At 65.3% G+C, this 15618-nt stretch carries 17 protein-coding genes; 9 read left to right on the top strand and 8 right to left on the bottom strand.

Annotated features, from left to right (window positions below):
- Positions 1-84: 84 nt before the first annotated feature.
- On the bottom strand, positions 85-726 hold the full coding sequence (locus PZ895_RS18275) for a 2-dehydro-3-deoxy-phosphogluconate aldolase (RefSeq protein WP_275840415.1): 642 nt from the start codon (positions 724-726) through the stop codon (positions 85-87).
- A gap of 47 nt (positions 727-773) precedes the next feature.
- Positions 774-1631, bottom strand: a complete 858-nt coding sequence (locus tag PZ895_RS18270; RefSeq protein WP_275840414.1) for an N-acetylmuramidase domain-containing protein — start codon at positions 1629-1631, stop codon at positions 774-776.
- 100 nt (positions 1632-1731) lie between these two features.
- On the opposite strand from PZ895_RS18270, the gene PZ895_RS18265 reads away from it, so the two are divergent.
- The 3 genes from PZ895_RS18265 (at position 1732) to PZ895_RS18255 (ending at position 4415) form a co-directional block, all read left to right on the top strand.
- Positions 1732-2655: a rhodanese-related sulfurtransferase gene (locus tag PZ895_RS18265; RefSeq protein ID WP_275840413.1), complete on the top strand. Its 924-nt coding sequence runs from the start codon at positions 1732-1734 to the stop codon at positions 2653-2655.
- Positions 2656-2748: 93 nt separating this feature from the next.
- Positions 2749-3510 carry a tellurite resistance TerB family protein gene (locus tag PZ895_RS18260; protein WP_275840412.1) on the top strand — a complete coding sequence of 254 codons (762 nt, stop codon included), beginning with the start codon at positions 2749-2751 and terminating at the stop codon, positions 3508-3510.
- A gap of 59 nt (positions 3511-3569) precedes the next feature.
- Entirely contained in the window at positions 3570-4415 is an 846-nt protein-coding gene (locus PZ895_RS18255; RefSeq protein WP_275840411.1) for an alpha/beta hydrolase, read from the top strand.
- Here the strand turns inward: PZ895_RS18255 and PZ895_RS18250 are convergent.
- A complete protein-coding gene (locus PZ895_RS18250; protein ID WP_275840410.1) occupies positions 4412-5026 on the bottom strand; it encodes a TetR/AcrR family transcriptional regulator in 615 nt (204 codons plus the stop codon). The two genes, PZ895_RS18255 and PZ895_RS18250, sit on opposite strands and share 4 nt — an antisense overlap.
- A 116-nt stretch (positions 5027-5142) precedes the next feature.
- Here PZ895_RS18250 and PZ895_RS18245 point away from each other — a divergent pair, with 116 nt between their 5' ends.
- The 4 genes from PZ895_RS18245 to PZ895_RS18230 all read left to right on the top strand — a co-directional run bounded on the left by PZ895_RS18245 (position 5143) and on the right by PZ895_RS18230 (position 9266).
- Positions 5143-5586: an ABA4-like family protein gene (locus PZ895_RS18245; protein WP_275840409.1), complete on the top strand. Its 444-nt coding sequence runs from the start codon at positions 5143-5145 to the stop codon at positions 5584-5586.
- 2 nt (positions 5587-5588) lie between these two features.
- Positions 5589-6425 (top strand): hypothetical protein, encoded by an 837-nt coding sequence (locus tag PZ895_RS18240; protein ID WP_275840408.1) that lies wholly within the window; start codon positions 5589-5591, stop codon positions 6423-6425.
- A 237-nt stretch (positions 6426-6662) separates the two neighbouring features.
- Positions 6663-7415 (top strand): SDR family oxidoreductase, encoded by a 753-nt coding sequence (locus tag PZ895_RS18235; protein WP_275840407.1) that lies wholly within the window; start codon positions 6663-6665, stop codon positions 7413-7415.
- Positions 7416-7481: 66 nt separating this feature from the next.
- A complete protein-coding gene (locus PZ895_RS18230; RefSeq protein WP_345803538.1) occupies positions 7482-9266 on the top strand; it encodes an SLC13 family permease in 1785 nt (594 codons plus the stop codon).
- On the opposite strand, the gene PZ895_RS18225 is transcribed toward PZ895_RS18230, so the two are convergent.
- Positions 9254-10438, bottom strand: coding sequence for a pyridoxal phosphate-dependent aminotransferase (locus PZ895_RS18225; protein ID WP_275840406.1), 1185 nt, complete (start codon positions 10436-10438; stop codon positions 9254-9256). The genes PZ895_RS18230 and PZ895_RS18225 overlap by 13 nt on opposite strands.
- A gap of 79 nt (positions 10439-10517) precedes the next feature.
- Between PZ895_RS18225 and PZ895_RS18220 the strand changes: the two genes are divergently transcribed.
- Both PZ895_RS18220 and PZ895_RS18215 read left to right on the top strand, forming a co-directional pair.
- Positions 10518-11204: a GNAT family protein gene (locus PZ895_RS18220; RefSeq protein ID WP_275840405.1), complete on the top strand. Its 687-nt coding sequence runs from the start codon at positions 10518-10520 to the stop codon at positions 11202-11204.
- Complete coding sequence (locus PZ895_RS18215) at positions 11204-11398, top strand: hypothetical protein (protein ID WP_275840404.1); 195 nt, start codon at positions 11204-11206, stop codon at positions 11396-11398. The genes PZ895_RS18220 and PZ895_RS18215 overlap by 1 nt, the downstream gene beginning before the upstream one ends.
- Here the strand turns inward: PZ895_RS18215 and PZ895_RS18210 are convergent.
- The 4 genes from PZ895_RS18210 to PZ895_RS18195 all read right to left on the bottom strand — a co-directional run bounded on the left by PZ895_RS18210 (position 11388) and on the right by PZ895_RS18195 (position 15294).
- The gene (locus tag PZ895_RS18210; RefSeq protein WP_275840403.1) at positions 11388-12479 is read right to left on the bottom strand and encodes a nickel/cobalt transporter; all 1092 of its coding nucleotides are present in this window, start codon (positions 12477-12479) and stop codon (positions 11388-11390) included. The two genes, PZ895_RS18215 and PZ895_RS18210, sit on opposite strands and share 11 nt — an antisense overlap.
- The gene (locus PZ895_RS18205; RefSeq protein WP_275840402.1) at positions 12476-13132 is read right to left on the bottom strand and encodes a DUF1007 family protein; all 657 of its coding nucleotides are present in this window, start codon (positions 13130-13132) and stop codon (positions 12476-12478) included. The genes PZ895_RS18210 and PZ895_RS18205 overlap by 4 nt, the downstream gene beginning before the upstream one ends.
- A gap of 78 nt (positions 13133-13210) precedes the next feature.
- Positions 13211-14110 (bottom strand): LysR family transcriptional regulator, encoded by a 900-nt coding sequence (locus PZ895_RS18200; protein ID WP_275840401.1) that lies wholly within the window; start codon positions 14108-14110, stop codon positions 13211-13213.
- The gene (locus PZ895_RS18195; RefSeq protein ID WP_275840400.1) at positions 14110-15294 is read right to left on the bottom strand and encodes an amidase; all 1185 of its coding nucleotides are present in this window, start codon (positions 15292-15294) and stop codon (positions 14110-14112) included. Before PZ895_RS18195 ends, PZ895_RS18200 begins: the two co-directional genes overlap by 1 nt.
- Positions 15295-15618 lie beyond the last annotated feature (324 nt).

Genomic DNA, 15618 nt, shown 5'->3' with positions numbered 1-15618 from the left:
CTTGTGGGGAGGGATACGGGGTGGGGGTTCCCTTCGAAAAAACCGACGATATAGCGTCGGGCAGGCTGAAGCAGAGCCCCTGGATTACGCTCGCAGCGCGGCCGCCTCGCGGGACAGGCGCTCGACTTCGGGCCAGTCGCCGGCCTTGACGGCGGCGTCGGGGACGACCCAGGAGCCGCCGACGCAGGCGACGTTGGGCAGGCCGAGCCAGGTCGCAACATTGGCCGGCGAGACGCCGCCGGTCGGACAGAACAGCACATCCGGGATCGGCGCGGAAATGGCCTTGAGGAAGGACGCGCCGCCCGACTGTTCGGCGGGGAAGAATTTCAGGAAGCCATAGCCTTCCTCCCGCATCGCCATGATCTCGCTCGGCGTGATCGCGCCGGGCAAAAGAGGGGTGACGCTGGTGCGCGCGGCATCCAGCAACTCCTGCGTCGTGCCGGGGCTGACGATGAATTTCGCGCCGGCCTTTTCGGCTGCGTCGAACTGCCGGGCATCGAGGATGGTGCCGGCGCCGACGATCGCATCCGGCAACTCGTCGATGATCAGGCGGATCGCGTCGAGCGCGACCGGGGTGCGCAAGGTCACCTCGATCGCCGGCAGACCGCCGGCGACCAGCGCCTTTGCCATCGGGACCGCATGTGCCAGTTCGTCGATTCGGATCACGGGAATGACGGGCTGGGTTCCGATGAGGGCGCGCAGCCGCTCGGCCTGTGATTTCGCCATGATGCATTCTCCTTTTCAACCGATTTAGCATGGCTGCGGGCCACAAGTCACCCTCGCGCGAACACGGAAAGCAGGGTTTCGAGCAGCCGCCCCAGCGGTCCACGGGGCGCGGCGAGCGCTGCAAGCGTCGGCGCGTCGGCGATGCCATGGGCGGTCAATCCACGCCGAAGCTGAAAGGCGCGGACTGCGTGCTGGGTGAGGGAACCGAACACGCCGTCGACGGAAAGCGTCGCGCCATGGGCGACGAGACGGCGCTGGAGTTCGGAGACCTTCTCGCCGCGGTCGCCGCGCCGAAGCGCCGTGTGCGCGCCAGTCCAGTCGAGCCGGGCGTAGCGCCCATGGCCGGAAGCGAGTTTCACGTCATAGGCGTTGCGGGCAAAGCCGGGGCCGTTATAGCCGCGCGCGAAGGCTGGCCAGTCGCGGCGGGCGAGCGCGCCGGCCAGCCCGGCCTTTTCGATGTAGCGTGCCATCAGGCGCACCTGTCCCTCGGCGCCCGAACGCGCTTCGGCGACCAGCGCCCCGACCGAGGCGAAGCCGAGCCATGCCCAGTGTGCGCCCATGACCTGGCCCATGCCCCAGGAAGTGGCTTCATCCGCCGCCCCGGGGTCGATGGACCGGGCGCGTTCGAGCATCGCCCAGCGCGCGGCCTGGGATGCGGGATTGCGGATGGCGCCGGCTGTCGGCGAGGCGAGGCCGGCGGCGCGTGCCCTGGCCTGCGCTTGCCCGGACAGCCGGCGGTCGAAATAGTGGCCCTCGAAACGGATCAACGGTTCGCGCCGGCCGTCGACCATGGCATGGGCAACGAGATTGCTCTCGACGGATGCGACGGCGGCGAGCGTCGCGGGGTCGAGGTCGAAGGCGCGGGCGACAGAGATGAGGGCGGTGCGGATTTCGGGATCGAGCATGGGGGTATCCTCGTTGGGGTGGGGGATATTTTCCTCTCTTTTCCGGCGGCGGGGATAAGTCCCGGTTGCGCGTCTTCGCCGGACGGATTATCTGCGCGCCATGCACACGTCTTCCGACATGCCGATCAAGGTCGTCGCGCTCTACCGTTTCGCTCGTCTGCCCGGCTGGCGCGAGATGCGCGCGCCGCTCGCCGATTTCTGCGCGAAGCGGGGCATCAAGGGCACGCTGCTGCTGGCGCATGAGGGGATCAACGGCACGGTGGCGGGCGCCCCGGACGCCATCGACGGGCTCGTCGCCAATCTCGAAGCGGTGCCGGCGCTTGGCAAGCTGGACGTCAAATATTCGGGCGCGCGCGAGATGCCGTTCCATCGGATGAAGGTGCGGCTCAAGGCTGAGATCGTGACGATGGGCGTTGCCGGCATCGACCCGGAACGCGATGCAGGCACCTATGTCGAGCCAAACGACTGGAACGCGCTGATCGCCGATCCTGAAACGGTGGTGATCGACACGCGCAACGGATACGAAATCGGGCTCGGCACGTTCGAGCGCGCGATCGATCCGAAGACGGACAGCTTCCGCGAATTTCCCGACTGGCTGGAGACCAATCGCGTTGCGCTTCAAGGCCGTAAGCTGGCGATGTTCTGCACCGGCGGCATCCGCTGCGAAAAGGCGACGGCCTATGCCAAATCGGCCGGGCTCGACGAGGTCTATCACCTCAGGGGCGGCATCCTGCGCTATCTCGAAGAGGTGCCGGAAGACGAGAGCCTGTGGCGGGGCGAATGCTTCGTTTTCGACGAACGCGTGGCGGTGGGGCATGGCTTGCGCGAAAGCGCAGCAGAGCTTTGCCGCGCCTGCCGGCGGCCGCTGATGCCGCAGGACCGGCTGTCGCCGCTCTTCGTCGAGGGGATTTCCTGCGCGGCCTGCCACGACGAACGGAGCGACGCGGATCGCGAGCGCTATGCCGAGCGGCAGCGCCAGGTGGAGCGCGCGAAGGCGAGGGGCACGCCGCATATCGGGGGATAGGCGACTTTTGCTGCCCGCGCATTGCAATCCATGAGGTCGACCCCTAGCTAATCTCGACTGCCGGTACTGGCAAAAAGAGATGAGGAGAAGCCCATGTTCGACCCCAAGAAGCTCATCGACGGCCTTTTGGGCTCGTCAGGTTCCCTGTCCAAGGGCGGTCTGGGCGGCCTTGCCGGCGGCGGGTCGGGCGGGCTTGCAGGTGGTCTGGGCGGGCTTGCAAGCGGCGGCGGCATGGGCAAGATCGGCCAGCTTGCCAAGGACAATCCGATGGCGACGGCGGCTCTGGCCGGGCTTCTTCTTTCGGGCAAGGGGCGCAAGCTTGGCGGCTCGGCGCTGAAGATCGGCGGCATGGCTGCGATCGCCGGCCTCGCCTACAAGGCCTATAACGACTACCAGAAGGGCCAGCAGCCGCAGACGGCGGCGCCCGCCGGGCGCGAGCCGGAACTTCTGCCGCCGCCCTCCGACACGCCGTTCCACCCCGCGCGCGCGCCTCAGGGTGAGGATGCCTTCGCGCTGACCATCGTGCGGGCGATGATCGCAGCGGCGCGCGCCGACGGACATATCGACGAGGCCGAGCGCGCCAAGATCGCCGGGCGGCTGGGCGATGCCGGCGTCGATGCGGAAGCCGAGCAGTTCCTGCTGACCGAACTTTCCAAGCCGGTCAATCTCGACGACATCGTGCGCGAGGCGCAGAGCGAGGAACAGAGGATCGAGATCTATACCGCCTCGCGGCTGGCCATCGATCCGGATTCACGCGCCGAGCGCGGCTATCTCGACCAGTTGGCCGGCCGGCTCAACCTGCCGGACGCGCTGGTCGACCATATTGAGGCGAATGTCGCCGGCGTGAAAGTCTGACGAAACTTCGAGGACGCCCGCCTCGTTGCTGGGAGGAGATTTCCCAGCCACGGCGCCACATGTCCCTTATCAAGATCCTGTTCCTCGCTGTCCTGATCGTGCTGCCCGGCTGCGGCGGCGCGGTGGGGATCGTCAATTCCATGTCGAACACCGACGCCGTCGCGGTGGAAACCGGGCTGGCCTACGGGCAGGGACCGCGCCAGCGCTACGACGTCTACCGGCCGGTCGGAGCGGGAACGGACGCGCCGGTGGTCGTGTTCCTTTACGGCGGCGCGTGGTCGAGCGGCGAGCGCGGCATGTATCGCTTCGTCGGCAACGCGCTTGCCGAACAAGGCTTCGTCGCCGTCATTCCCGATTACCGGCTCTATCCCGAGGTCAGATTTCCCGATTTCGTGGAGGATGCCGCGCAAGCCGTTGCGGCGATCCGGCGCGATGTCGCCGGCGGACGCCCGGTGGCTCTCGTCGGCCATTCGGCCGGAGCGCAGATCGGTGCGTTGCTGGCGTTCGACAGGCGCTATCTGGGCGGTGCGGCCTGCGACACGATCTCCGGCTTCATCGGCATCGCCGGCCCCTATGATTTCCTGCCGCTGACGAGCGAGCGCTACCGGCGCATCTTTCCCGAGGCGACGCGCGATCAAAGCCAGCCGATCAATTTCGCAAGCGGACGCGCGCCCGCGACCCTTCTTCTGCATGGATCGTCGGACCGCACGGTCGAAGCCGAGGATAGCCGCATCCTGGCGCAGGCGCTGCGGGCGGCCGGAAACCGGGCGGAAGTGCGCATCTATGACGGTGTCGGACATATCAACATCGTCGGGGCCATCGCATCGCCGTTGCGCGGCCAAGCGTCGACGCTGGCCGATATCAGCAATTTCGTGCGGGAGCGGGCCGGGCGGCCGGGATGTTAGGATTTCGGCGCTGAGCGGCGGATGATTGCGGCGATCATCGTCTCGAGGGCGGCGGGAGGCATGTCTTCGGGCAGATGCAGCTTGTCGCCGATCAGGAGTTCGGAGAGCCCGTGGACCATCGCCCAGGCGGCGATGACATCCTCGCCGGCTGCGGGGTCGTTGGCGTAATCGCGACCGGTCATGGCGAGGACGTTTCCGGTAAGGACTGCGAAGGCTCGACCGCCGGCTTCCGACAGTCTGGGGCTTTCATGGTCGGGGCGTTTCGACCCGAACATCAGGTGGAAGAGCGCCGGATTGGCGCAGGCGAACATGACGTAGCCGACGCCCGAGGCCACGAATTTTTCAATCATGCCGCCATCGGCGGCGTCCATCGCTTTGACCATAGACTCGTTCAGGCGGTCGAAACCTTCGGCGGCGAGCGCGGACAAAAGCGCGTCGGCGTCCTTGAAGTGATGGGCGGGCGCTGCGTGCGAGACGCCGGCGCGCTTTGCGCAGCCGCGTAGCGAAAAGCCTTCCAGCCCCTTTTCGACCAACTCCGCCTCGGCAGCGGCGATCAGTGTCAAACGTAAATCGCCGTGATGGTAGGGCTTGTGCGGCAAGGCAGTCGGCAAATCGGGTCTCCAGCATTATCCCTCCTACATGGACCGGAATTTCAATGTTGACAATGGAAAGATATCTGGCAACATCAATCTTGACGATGTCAAGAAAGGTTTGAAGGAAGCCACCGATGAGCGCCGACCTGATTTTCCAGTATGCCACGCTGATTGCCGTCGCCGGCTGGGCGACGCTGATCGTGAGCCCGCTGATGCCGCGCATCAGCAATCTTGCGGCGACCTATGCGATGCCGGCGCTGATATCGGTCGCCTATGCGGGACTGATCCTCGCCTTCTGGTCACGGGCGGAGGGCGGGTTTGCCTCGCTCGACGAGGTGGCACAGCTTTTCCAGACGCGCGAACTGCTGCTGGCTGGCTGGCTGCACTATCTCGCCTTCGATCTGTTCGTGGGCGCATGGATCGTTCGCACGGGACGCACGGACGGCGTGCCGTTCTGGCTCGTCCTGTCCTGCCTGCCGTTGACCTTCCTGTTCGGACCTGCCGGTTATCTGGCCTTCGTCGCAATCCGCGCCGCCAGTCTTCAGGTCCGCGCCATGCCTGCCATCGAAGGACGCTGACCATGACCCTGATTGCATTGGACCATATCGACGCGCGGCCGCTGAAGCTGAAATCGCTTCTCGGTGCCGAACCGGCCCTAACCCTTCTCGGGCTCCTGCTGCTGACCCTCCTTGCGCCCACAATTTTCGCGGGGCTCGTGGACGGGCGGATGACGAACGACGTCACGGTCTGGTCGAAACCTGTGAAGTTCCAGGTCGCGCTGGCCATCTATGTCCTGACACTCGCCGTTTTCGCACGCTGGCTGCCGGCCGGCACGCAACACAAACGCTGGTATCGAATCTATATCGGCGCCGTCATCGGTGCGATCCTGCTCGAAATGATCTGGCTGATGGGCGCGGCGGCGAACGGTGTGCCGGCCCATTTCAACAAGACGCCTGTCGGAGAGGCGATCTACGTTTCGATGGGCGGCCTTGCGGTTCTGCTGACGTCGGCCAGCGCCGTCTATGCCTGGCAGATCGCGCGTAACGGCCAGACGGGCTTGCCGCCGGTTGTCAAGGAAAGCATCGTCGTCGGCTTGGCGCTCGTCCTGCCGCTGACAGTGATCACCGCCGGCACGATGAGTTCTTTCGATGGACACTGGGTCGGCGGCGTGCGCTCGGATGCGGCTGGACTTGCCTTGTTCGGATGGGCACGCGACGGCGGCGATTTGCGGGTCGCCCATTTCTTTTCCACCCATGCGATGCATTTCCTGCCAGTCATGGGCCTCGCCTCGCTTGCGATCTTCGGCCGGGACGAGAGAAGACCGTTTCGAATCGCCACATTGCTTTTCGTGGCGCTGGTGGCATTCACCTTCGTGCAGGCTCTTTCGGGACAGCCCTTTCTTGGCTTTCTCGGGTGAGCCAATGCGTGAGTTAAGCTTTGGTTAAGCTTCGTATCGTATTCTTAATGAACGAATCGGGTTGTTCCTCCTCCTCCCAAGCACCGATTCCAAACTCAGGCGGCCGCGAATGGCCGCCTTCCTTTGTGTCTTCCCCTTGCGCCCCCGCCATCCATCTGCGAACCGTCTCTCTTGAGCATCGGGTTGCCCGCAAACCGGGGTCCGTTGCTCGGCCGAATGCTTTTGGGGGGACACGACATGCAGGACAAATTCGCACTCGTCACAGGCGCGGGCTCGGGCATCGGGCAGGCGGTCGCGACCGCTCTCGTCCATGCCGGCTGGCACACGGTCTTCACCGGTCGCAGGCAGGAAAGGCTCGACGATGCGGTGGCCGCGATCGCGAACGCGCCCGCGCGCGGGCTTGCCATCGCCTGCGACGTGTCGCGGGCCGAGCAGGTGGAAAAGCTGTTCGAGCGCATCGAGGCGGAGTTCGGGCGGCTCGACCTTCTCTTCAACAATGCCGGAATGGGCTACAAGTCGACGCCGATCGACGAGATTCCCGTGGAGGTCTGGCACGACGTCGTCGACGTCAATCTCACCGGCTCGTTCCTGTGCGCGCGCTCGGCCTTCGGCCTGATGCGCCGGCAAAGCCCGATGGGCGGGCGGATCATCAATAACGGGTCGATCTCGGCCCATGCGCCGCGGCCGGGCTCGGTGCCTTACACGGCGACCAAGCACGCGATCACCGGGCTGACGAAGACGCTGGCGCTTGACGGACGGCCCTTCGACATCGCCTGCGGGCAGATCGACATCGGCAATGCGTTCACCGAGATGGCCGCACCGATGGCGCAAGGCGTGCCGCAGGCCAATGGCGAGATCGCGCCCGAGGCGGTGATGGATGTCGGCCACGTCGCCGACGCCGTCCTGCATATGGCGAGCCTGCCGCTGGAGGCGAACGTTCTGTTCATGAACGTGATGGCGACCAAGATGCCGTTCGTCGGACGCGGATAATTTTGCGGCAGCCGGACCATTGCGCCGGGAACGGCGTTTACAGGCAAGGCCAGAGTGCATGAGGGGATGATGGCGGGTCTTTTCGCCGGCTACGAGGCGCTGGTTGCGCTGGGACTGGTGGTTCTGCTGTTTGCGATGTTCGTCTGGGAGAAATACCCGGCCGACGTGACGGCGGCCGCCGGTGCCGCATTGTTCGTCCTGCTCGGCTTCGTTCCGACCGATCAGGCGATGGGCGTGTTCTCCAATTCCGCGCCGCTGACGATCGGTGCCATGTTCGTGCTGACCGGCGCGCTCGTGCGCACCGGCGTCCTCGAAAGCGTCGCGGGCATGGTTCTCGACCGCGCCAAGAAGCATCCGATGCTGGCGCTCGGCTTCTTCCTGTTTGCAGCGCTGATCGGCTCGGCCTTCATGAACAACACGCCGGTCGTGCTGGTGCTGATCCCCATCGTGATCCGGTTGGCGGCCGCGCTGAACATCGCATCGACCAAGCTACTGATCCCGCTCTCCTATGCCGCCGTTCTCGGCGGCACGCTGACGCTGATCGGGACCTCGACCAACCTGCTTGTCGACGGCGTGGCACGCGAGCAGGGGATCGAACCGTTCTCGATCTTCGAGATCACCCCGATCGGGCTTGTGGCGGCGGCGACGGGCATATTGCTCATGCTGGCGATGGGGCGCTTTCTTCTGCCGGATCGCCGCGAGGAGGGCGGCGACTCGGTCGCGGAGGACGAAACGGAATATCTGTCCGAAGTGGCCATCCTGACGGACGAGACCTTTACGGAAAAGCCGGTCAAGGACATCGCGACATTCAATCAACCGGGATTGCGGATCATCGGCATCAAGTCCGAGAACAAGGTCGTCCGCAAGGACCTCGACGACGTCCAGCTCAAGAAGGGCGATGTGCTGATCGTGCTTGCGAAGTCGTCCGAACTTCTGACGCTGGCGGAAAAGGAAGGGCTGCGGGTCGGCCAGCGGCGCGGCGTCGTTCGCGAAGGCGAACAGATCGCCGTCGAGGCCGTCGTCGCGCCGGGACGGTTCAGCCAGGGAACACGACTGTCGAGCCTGTCGCTGGGGCGTCGTTTCGGCGTGCGCATCCTGGGCGCGCACCGGCACAATCATATTGCCGGCCCCGATCTGGGCGCGGTCGTTCTTCGCCCGGCCGACAAGTTGCTGTTGCAGGGCACGGCCGAGGGCCTCGACGAACTTTCGGAACAGAGCGACCTCGTCTCGGTCACCCGCTCGACGGCGCGGGCGTTCCGCCGCACCAAGGCGCCGCTGGCGCTTCTGGCGCTCGGGCTCGTCGTCCTGCTCGCGGCATTCAACGTCATGGACATCGGCCTTCTGGCGATGATCGCCGTGGCGGCGATCCTGATCCTGCGCTGCATCGACGCGGACGAGGCGTGGGGATCGATCGACGGTTCCATACTGATCCTGATCTTCGCCATGCTGATGGTCGGACAAGGATTGCAGAATACCGGCGCGGTGGCGCTGATCGTCGAGACGATCACGCCTCTCATGACGTCGGTCACGCCCTTCGTCATGCTGCTGATCATCTATGCGCTCGCCTCGGTCCTGACCGAAACGGTGACGAACAATGCGGTGGCCGTCATCGTCACGCCGATCGTCATCGGGCTGGGGCAGCAATTGGGCGTCGATCCGCGCGCGCTGATCGTTGCGGTCATGTTCGGCGCCAGCGCCAGCTTTGCCACGCCGATCGGATACCAGACGAATACGCTCGTCTATGGTGCGGGCAATTACCGCTTTTCCGATTTCGTCAAGATCGGCCTGCCGATGAACATCATCGTGGGGCTGGCGAGCTGCTACGCGATCTATCTCTATTACGGGCTGTGAGCGGAAGTCGCGAGGAACTCGCCGATCCGCTCCAGCGCGCGCAAAATGTTCTCTTCGGAATTGGCATAGGACAGGCGGATATAACCTTCGCCGAGCGTGCCGAAATCCGGCCCGCCGATGAGGGCGACCCCGGCTTCCTCGAGCAATGCCGAGGCGAGCTTCTTCGCCTTCCAGCCGGTCCCGCCGATGTTCGGATAGGCGTAGAAGGCGCCTTTCGGCACGATACAGGAAATGCCGTCGATCTCGTTCAGGCCGTCGACAACGAGTTTGCGGCGGCGGTCGAAGGCGCGCATCATCTTCTCCACCTCGTCCTGCGGGCCGTCGATGGCGGCGATGCCGGCATATTGCGACGGCGCGTTGACGCAGGACCAGCAATTGACGGCGAGCTTGCGCACTTTGCCATAAAGCGTTTCGGGCCAGATCGACCAGCCCATGCGCCAGCCGGTCATCGCCCAGGTCTTCGACCAGCCGTTGAGCACGATCAGCCGGTGGCGAATTTCGGGAAACTGAAGAAGCGAGGTCGCGGTTTCGCCGTCATAGGTCATGACGTCGTAGATCTCGTCGGACATGACCGCGACATGCGGATGATCGGCGAGGCCGGCGACGAGCTTTTCGATCTCGGCGCGCGGGGTGACGCCGCCGGTCGGGTTGGCGGGAGAATTGAGGATCAGGAGCCGCGTCTTGGGCGTGATGAGCGCCAGCGTTTCCTCGGCCGAAAAGGCGAAGCCGTTTTCCTCGCGGATCGGGACCGGGACCGCTTTCGCGCCGGTGAAGTCGATCATCGATTTGTAGATGGGGAAGCCCGGATCGGGGTAGAGGATTTCCGCGCCCGGCTCGCCGAACATCAGGATCGCGGCGAACATGGTCGGCTTGCCGCCGGGCATGATCATCACGCTTTCGGGCGAGATCTCGACGCCGGCCGTCGCCAGCGTGCGGCGGGCGACGGCTTCGCGGGTGGCGAGAAGGCCGGTCGCCGGCGTGTAGCCGTGATGGCCGTCGTGCAGCGCCTTGATCGCCGCCTCGACGATGTGGTCGGGCGTGCGGAAATCGGGCTGGCCGATGCCCAGATTGACAATGTCCCTGCCGGACTGGGCGAGTTCGGTCGCGCGCGCCAGAACGGCGAAGGCGTTCTCCTCCCCGATGCGGTCGAAAGCGGCAATCGTCTGAAGCATTCTGGATCAATCCTCCCGTCTTGCGGATCGGGTCCGTTTGTGGGAGCGCTGGACGGCAAAGTCAAAGGGGGAGAGGGCAATGGCGCAGGAGATGAGCGGATGGACGGCGCGGCCGATGCCGCCGCGCCAGGCGCATGAGGGGCGCTATGTGCGGCTGGAGCCGCTCAATGCCGACGATCATGGCGACCAGCTCTTCGCGGCATCGAGCGTACCCGATGCGGCCGAGCGGATGCGTTATCTTTCCGACGTGCCGCCGGCTGACCGCGCCGCGCTGCAACCGTGGCTCGACCGGTTCCAGGCCTCGCCCGACCCGATGTTCTTCGCCTGCGTGGACAAGTCGGACGGGCGGGCAAAAGGGCGCATGGCGCTGATGCGGATCGACCGGTCGAACGGGGTGGCGGAGGTCGGTCACATCTATTGGGGGCCGCAGATGGCGAAGAGCCGGATGGCGACCGAGACGATCTATATTTTCGCGCGCCACCTCTTCGACGAACTCGGCTATCGCCGCTTTGAATGGAAGTGCAACGACCGCAACGTGGCATCGCGCCGCGCAGCGCGTCGCTTCGGCTTCGACTATGAAGGCGTCTTTCGCCAGCACATGGTGATCAAGGGCGAGAACCGCGACACGGCCTGGTATGCGATGCTCGACGGCGACTGGCCGGCCCGGCGCGCGGCCTTCGAAGCGTGGCTCACGCCAGAAAATTTCGACCGCGACGGCCGACAGAAAAAGAAGCTGGAAGACTTCGCGGCAGCAAAGAGCGAGTGATGGATCGGGACACCAGGAATTCGGCGATCGCAGCGGCGGTCATTCTGGCTGGCGTTGGACTCGTCGCCTATTTCATGCCGGCGATCATGCTGGCGGCGATCGAGGTCTCTCCCTGGCTCGCCGGCGCGGTGGCGGGGCTGTTTCTCGTCGCCTTCTTCATGATCTTCTGGCTGCGCGGGCGGTTCAGACGCTGAGGCTCGCCGTCAGCAGCGTGACGCCCAGGAAGAAGACGAAGGCGGCGCCGGCGATTTCGATCGTCATGTGAACGCGGTTGCCGGTGCGCCCGTCGCCGGCGAAGGCGACGGCCCAATTCTTGGCGAGGACGGCCATCGTGGCGAGGATCGAGACGGTGATGGCCGTGCCGATCGCCATGGCGAAGACCGAGAGGAAGCCGCCGAGCCAAAGACCGTTCAGGAAGGCGAAGGATAAAACGACGAGCGCGCCCGTGCAGGGACGCAGTCCGACCGCGACGATCGCCGCCCATGCCGTCTTCCAGTCGAAGCGGTCGCCCGACAGGAGCGCCGGATCGGGCGCGTGGGAATGGCCGCAGGTCGAACAGACGGCGTCATGCGCGGGGGCATGGTCATGCGCGTGGCTGTGCGCGTGGTCGTGATGGTGGTCATGCGTGCAGGCTTGGCCGTGATCGTGATGGTGCGCGTGCGCATGGTCGTGGACCGCGGCCGACAATGCGCGCACGGGGCGGCCCCAGATAAGGCCGGCGAGGGGCGGGCCGGCCTTCTTCCACAACAGCCAGGCCCCGAAGGCGGCGACGAGGGCGAAGCTGGCGATCTCGAGGAAGCGCGTCGCGTCGGTCATCGAGACGGCGGTGCCGCGCAGCATGAGATAGACCGCGCCCATGACGGCGATGGCGGTGACGGCTTGCAGCATGGCCGAGACGAAGGACAGCATGACACCGCGCCGCAGCGCGACCTCGTTCGCCAGCATGTAGGACGAGATGACCGCCTTGCCGTGGCCGGGGCCGGCGGCATGGAAAATGCCATAGGCGAAGGAAAGTCCGGCGAGGAGCCAGATGCCCGAGCCGCCGTCGCGCATGGCGCGCAGCGCACCGGTCAGCGAGCGGTAGAAATCCTGCTGCTGCGCGTTGATCCAGTTCAGCGTTCCGGCGAAGAGGCCCGTCGAAGGGGCAGCGACTTCCGCCGCGCCGATGCCGAGCGAACTTTGCGCATGGGCGTGGCCCAGGAAATGGGTCGCGACATAGACGAGCGCAACCGCGACGAAGACGACGCGCATCGTGCGTCTGGAAAGCTGCATCATCCGGCCGCTCCGCAGGAGATTTCAAGGCGCGTGGCGAAGAGTTTCGAATAGTCGACGCCGCCAGGTTCGTTGAAGAAAGCTTCCGTCAGCGACTGCTGGTTCATCGCCAACGCTTCGTCGGGGTCGGGGCGCACGACTTCCTTGCCGCAATTGTCCGGCATGTCGGCGACGACGAGATTGGCGTCGTCGTAAAAGTCGATCGCGGTGTAGAAGGTCGGGTCGTAGACACCGAAATGGAGATTGCCATCGAGGGCGATCGCTTCCTCGGGCGTCGATTCGAACAGGATGATCAGTTGCTGGTCTTCCAGCATCGCGACGATCCGCTCCGGCGGGTTCATCGCGATGTCCTTGCCATTGGCGGTCACGAACTGGAAATAGCCGAACTCGGCCAGCGATTCGAGGATGACGGAACCGACCATTTCGAGTTCCTGGGCGTCGAGCTTCAGATCCTTGTTCTGGTCGAACTCGAAGATGACGGTCGAGGAGAAAAGGTCGTCGAAACGCCAGACATGGCGCAGTGCCTTGACCTGCTCGTCCTTGGTGGCGATCTCCAGCCGGGCTTCGGCGAAGACGTGGGGATGGGCGAGCGCAGGCGCCGCCGTGGCACAGAGCGCGCAAGCGCCCAGCAGGAATGATCGGATGCGGATCGCCATCAGGCCCCTCGGTGATTTGCACGGCGAGACTCTAGCAGAATCGCGGCAAGATTTGGGAGCCCAATCGGGATTGCGCGATCAGCCGCGTTCGTGCTCCTTGAACCATTGCGCAAGGAAGTCGACGAAGACGCGGATCTTGGCGGGCAGATAGCGACGGTGCGGGTAGACGGCATAGATGCCGCCGTCGCGCGGGACGGACTCGTCGAGGACCGAGACGAGTTCGCCGCTCGCCAGCGCCGGCGCGGCGATGAAATCGGGCAGGGGTGCGAAGCCGAGGCCGGCAACGGCCGCGGCGCGCGTGGCGAGCGGGCTGTTGACCTCGATCGGACCGGAAACGGAGACGCTCATCATCTCGCCATTGTTGCGCCGGAACGGCCAGTTGGACAGCCAGCGGCCATTGGTGTCGATGATGCAGGGCAGCCTGGCGAGTTCGGAAGGCTGCATGGGTGTTCCAACGCGCTCCAGAAGTTCGGGCGCGGCGCAAATGCGGATCCGGAAGGGCGAAAGCCGGCGCGCGATCATCGAGGAATCCTCGAGCCGCGTGATGCGGATTGCAAGGTCGAAGCCCTCTTCGACGAGATCGACGAAGCGGTCGTCGAGATGGATTTCGAGCGTGATGTCGGGATGGGCCTTGGCGAAATCGACAAGGGATCGGCCGATCGCCGCGTCGCCGAAGGTGCGCGGCGCGGTCAGCTTGATGCGGCCCTTCACGTCGCCGGAGGATTCGCGCACCGTCTCGGCCAGGCTGTCGATCTCGCGGACAAGTTCCGAGGCGCGTTTGAAATAGGTGTGGCCGGCTTCGGTCAGCGAGAATTGCCGCGTGGTGCGGTTCAGGAGCAGCGCGCCGAGCTCGTCCTCCAGTTCGCGGACATATTTCGACAAGAGCGCCTTGGAGCGGCCGATCTTGCGCGCGGCGGCCGAGAACCCTTCCGCCTCCACCACGTCGATGAAGGCGCGCATACGGGTGAGGGTGTCCATCAAATGCCGTCCATGATGCGGGTGGCGAGCGCGACGAGGGAACGGTCGCAATTGCGCGGACCGATGAGCGAGATGCCGAAGGGCGCACCGTGGACGGTGCCGAGGGGGAGCGTGATCTGCGGCAGGCCGGAAAGGCCGGAAAGGCACAGGAGCCGCAGCGCGCGCTCGCGGTAATCGAGGAGTTCGTCGCCGGTGGATGCGCTTTGCGGCGCGGCGCCGGGCATGGTCGGCAGGATCAGAAGTCCGTCCGCGCCGAGGAGCGCTTCGAATTCGGCGCGGAAAGCGTTGCGCTTTCGCGTCTCCTCGGCTGCAACCTCGCAGCCGAGCGTCTTACCGAATTCGAAGCGGGCGCGCACGGCGGGGTCCATGTTTTCGGTCCTGGAGACGAAATCGCCATGGACGGCCCACGCCTCGTAGGCCTGGATGCGGCGGAACATCCAGTAGAGGTCGTCGGCCGAAAAGGAGAGTGAGGGGGCTTGGCGTATCTCGCCGAGAACCGATTCGACGATGGCGATCATGCGGGCATATTCGGCGGCCTCGTCGGGGCCGATGACGAGCGCGTCGAAGGCGGCGAGGCGCAGCGGGCGGAGTTTCGGCAGCGTGGCGGGCGCTTCGCCAAGCATGACATCCGCGACCTTCTCATAGGTCGCGGCGTCCCTGGCATACCAGCCGAAAACGTCGAGGCTGGGGGCGAGCGGCATCGTCTTTTCGAGCGAGAGCAGGCCATGCGTCGCGCGCAGGCCGATCAGGCCGCAAAAGCTGGCCGGGCCGCGCACGGAGCCGCCGGTGTCCGATGCCGTCGCGATGTCGCACAGGCCGCCGGCGACGGCCGCTGCCGAGCCCGACGACGAGCCGCCGGTGACGCGATCGCGCGCCTTCGGATTGACCGGGTGGGGGAAGTGAACGTTCTGGCCGATCAGCGAGAAGGTCAGTTCCTCGGTCTGCGTCTTGCCGACATAGGCCGCCCCGGCGTCGAGCAGCTTCTGAACCGAGGGCGCGGTGGCCGTGGCGGGCTTCGAGGCGCCGGGAAACTGCGGATTGCCGCCGCCGGTCGGGTGGCCGGCGACGTCGAAGATATCCTTGACGCCGAGCGTCAGGCCAGCGAGCGGGCCGGTCGCGGCGTGCGGCACTTCGATTTGCGGATAGTCGAGGAAGGCGTTCAGATCGTCGCGTGTCGAGGTCATCGTTCAGTCTCGTTTGACGTTAACCGCAACGTCGTTCAGTGCGGCCGGTTTTTCAAGGCGGATGCAGTTTTTCATTGAACGAATCGATGATCTTGCCTATATGCGCCTTGCCCAAAGTCGCACGTGCCTGTGGGTGTCCGCCGACCCTCGAATGGTGAGGGAACCGGTAAGGTACCTGGAACTAACCCCTCCAGTCGGTCTGTCGGCCAACCGCCAGTCCGAGGACATCTTGAAGCAACGACGGTGCGGGCCTTTCTGGTGTTTTCCCGGTTGTCCAAAGACCGGGGTACTCAAAGAGGCACACCCTCATTGCCGGCAGTGCGG

Source organism: Mesorhizobium sp. YIM 152430 (genome assembly GCF_029210365.1).
Taxonomy (GTDB): Bacteria; Pseudomonadota; Alphaproteobacteria; order Rhizobiales; family Rhizobiaceae; genus Aliihoeflea.
The sequence above is the reverse complement of the archived record's forward strand: the minus strand, read 5'-3'. Positions and strand labels throughout refer to the sequence as shown.

What these genes read in the sequence shown, in the direction of transcription:
- PZ895_RS18275 (WP_275840415.1), bottom strand. Translation starts at nt 726, where the DNA reads ATGGCGAAATCACAGGCCGAGCGGCTGCGCGCCCTCATCGGAACCCAG.
- PZ895_RS18270 (WP_275840414.1), bottom strand. Translation starts at nt 1,631, where the DNA reads ATGCTCGATCCCGAAATCCGCACCGCCCTCATCTCTGTCGCCCGCGCC.
- PZ895_RS18265 (WP_275840413.1), top strand. Translation starts at nt 1,732, where the DNA reads ATGCACACGTCTTCCGACATGCCGATCAAGGTCGTCGCGCTCTACCGT.
- PZ895_RS18260 (WP_275840412.1), top strand. Translation starts at nt 2,749, where the DNA reads ATGTTCGACCCCAAGAAGCTCATCGACGGCCTTTTGGGCTCGTCAGGT.
- PZ895_RS18255 (WP_275840411.1), top strand. Translation starts at nt 3,570, where the DNA reads ATGTCCCTTATCAAGATCCTGTTCCTCGCTGTCCTGATCGTGCTGCCC.
- PZ895_RS18245 (WP_275840409.1), top strand. Translation starts at nt 5,143, where the DNA reads ATGAGCGCCGACCTGATTTTCCAGTATGCCACGCTGATTGCCGTCGCC.
- PZ895_RS18240 (WP_275840408.1), top strand. Translation starts at nt 5,589, where the DNA reads ATGACCCTGATTGCATTGGACCATATCGACGCGCGGCCGCTGAAGCTG.
- PZ895_RS18235 (WP_275840407.1), top strand. Translation starts at nt 6,663, where the DNA reads ATGCAGGACAAATTCGCACTCGTCACAGGCGCGGGCTCGGGCATCGGG.
- PZ895_RS18230 (WP_345803538.1), top strand. Translation starts at nt 7,482, where the DNA reads ATGATGGCGGGTCTTTTCGCCGGCTACGAGGCGCTGGTTGCGCTGGGA.
- PZ895_RS18225 (WP_275840406.1), bottom strand. Translation starts at nt 10,438, where the DNA reads ATGCTTCAGACGATTGCCGCTTTCGACCGCATCGGGGAGGAGAACGCC.
- PZ895_RS18220 (WP_275840405.1), top strand. Translation starts at nt 10,518, where the DNA reads ATGGCGCAGGAGATGAGCGGATGGACGGCGCGGCCGATGCCGCCGCGC.
- PZ895_RS18215 (WP_275840404.1), top strand. Translation starts at nt 11,204, where the DNA reads ATGGATCGGGACACCAGGAATTCGGCGATCGCAGCGGCGGTCATTCTG.
- PZ895_RS18210 (WP_275840403.1), bottom strand. Translation starts at nt 12,479, where the DNA reads ATGATGCAGCTTTCCAGACGCACGATGCGCGTCGTCTTCGTCGCGGTT.
- PZ895_RS18205 (WP_275840402.1), bottom strand. Translation starts at nt 13,132, where the DNA reads ATGGCGATCCGCATCCGATCATTCCTGCTGGGCGCTTGCGCGCTCTGT.
- PZ895_RS18200 (WP_275840401.1), bottom strand. Translation starts at nt 14,110, where the DNA reads ATGGACACCCTCACCCGTATGCGCGCCTTCATCGACGTGGTGGAGGCG.
- PZ895_RS18195 (WP_275840400.1), bottom strand. Translation starts at nt 15,294, where the DNA reads ATGACCTCGACACGCGACGATCTGAACGCCTTCCTCGACTATCCGCAA.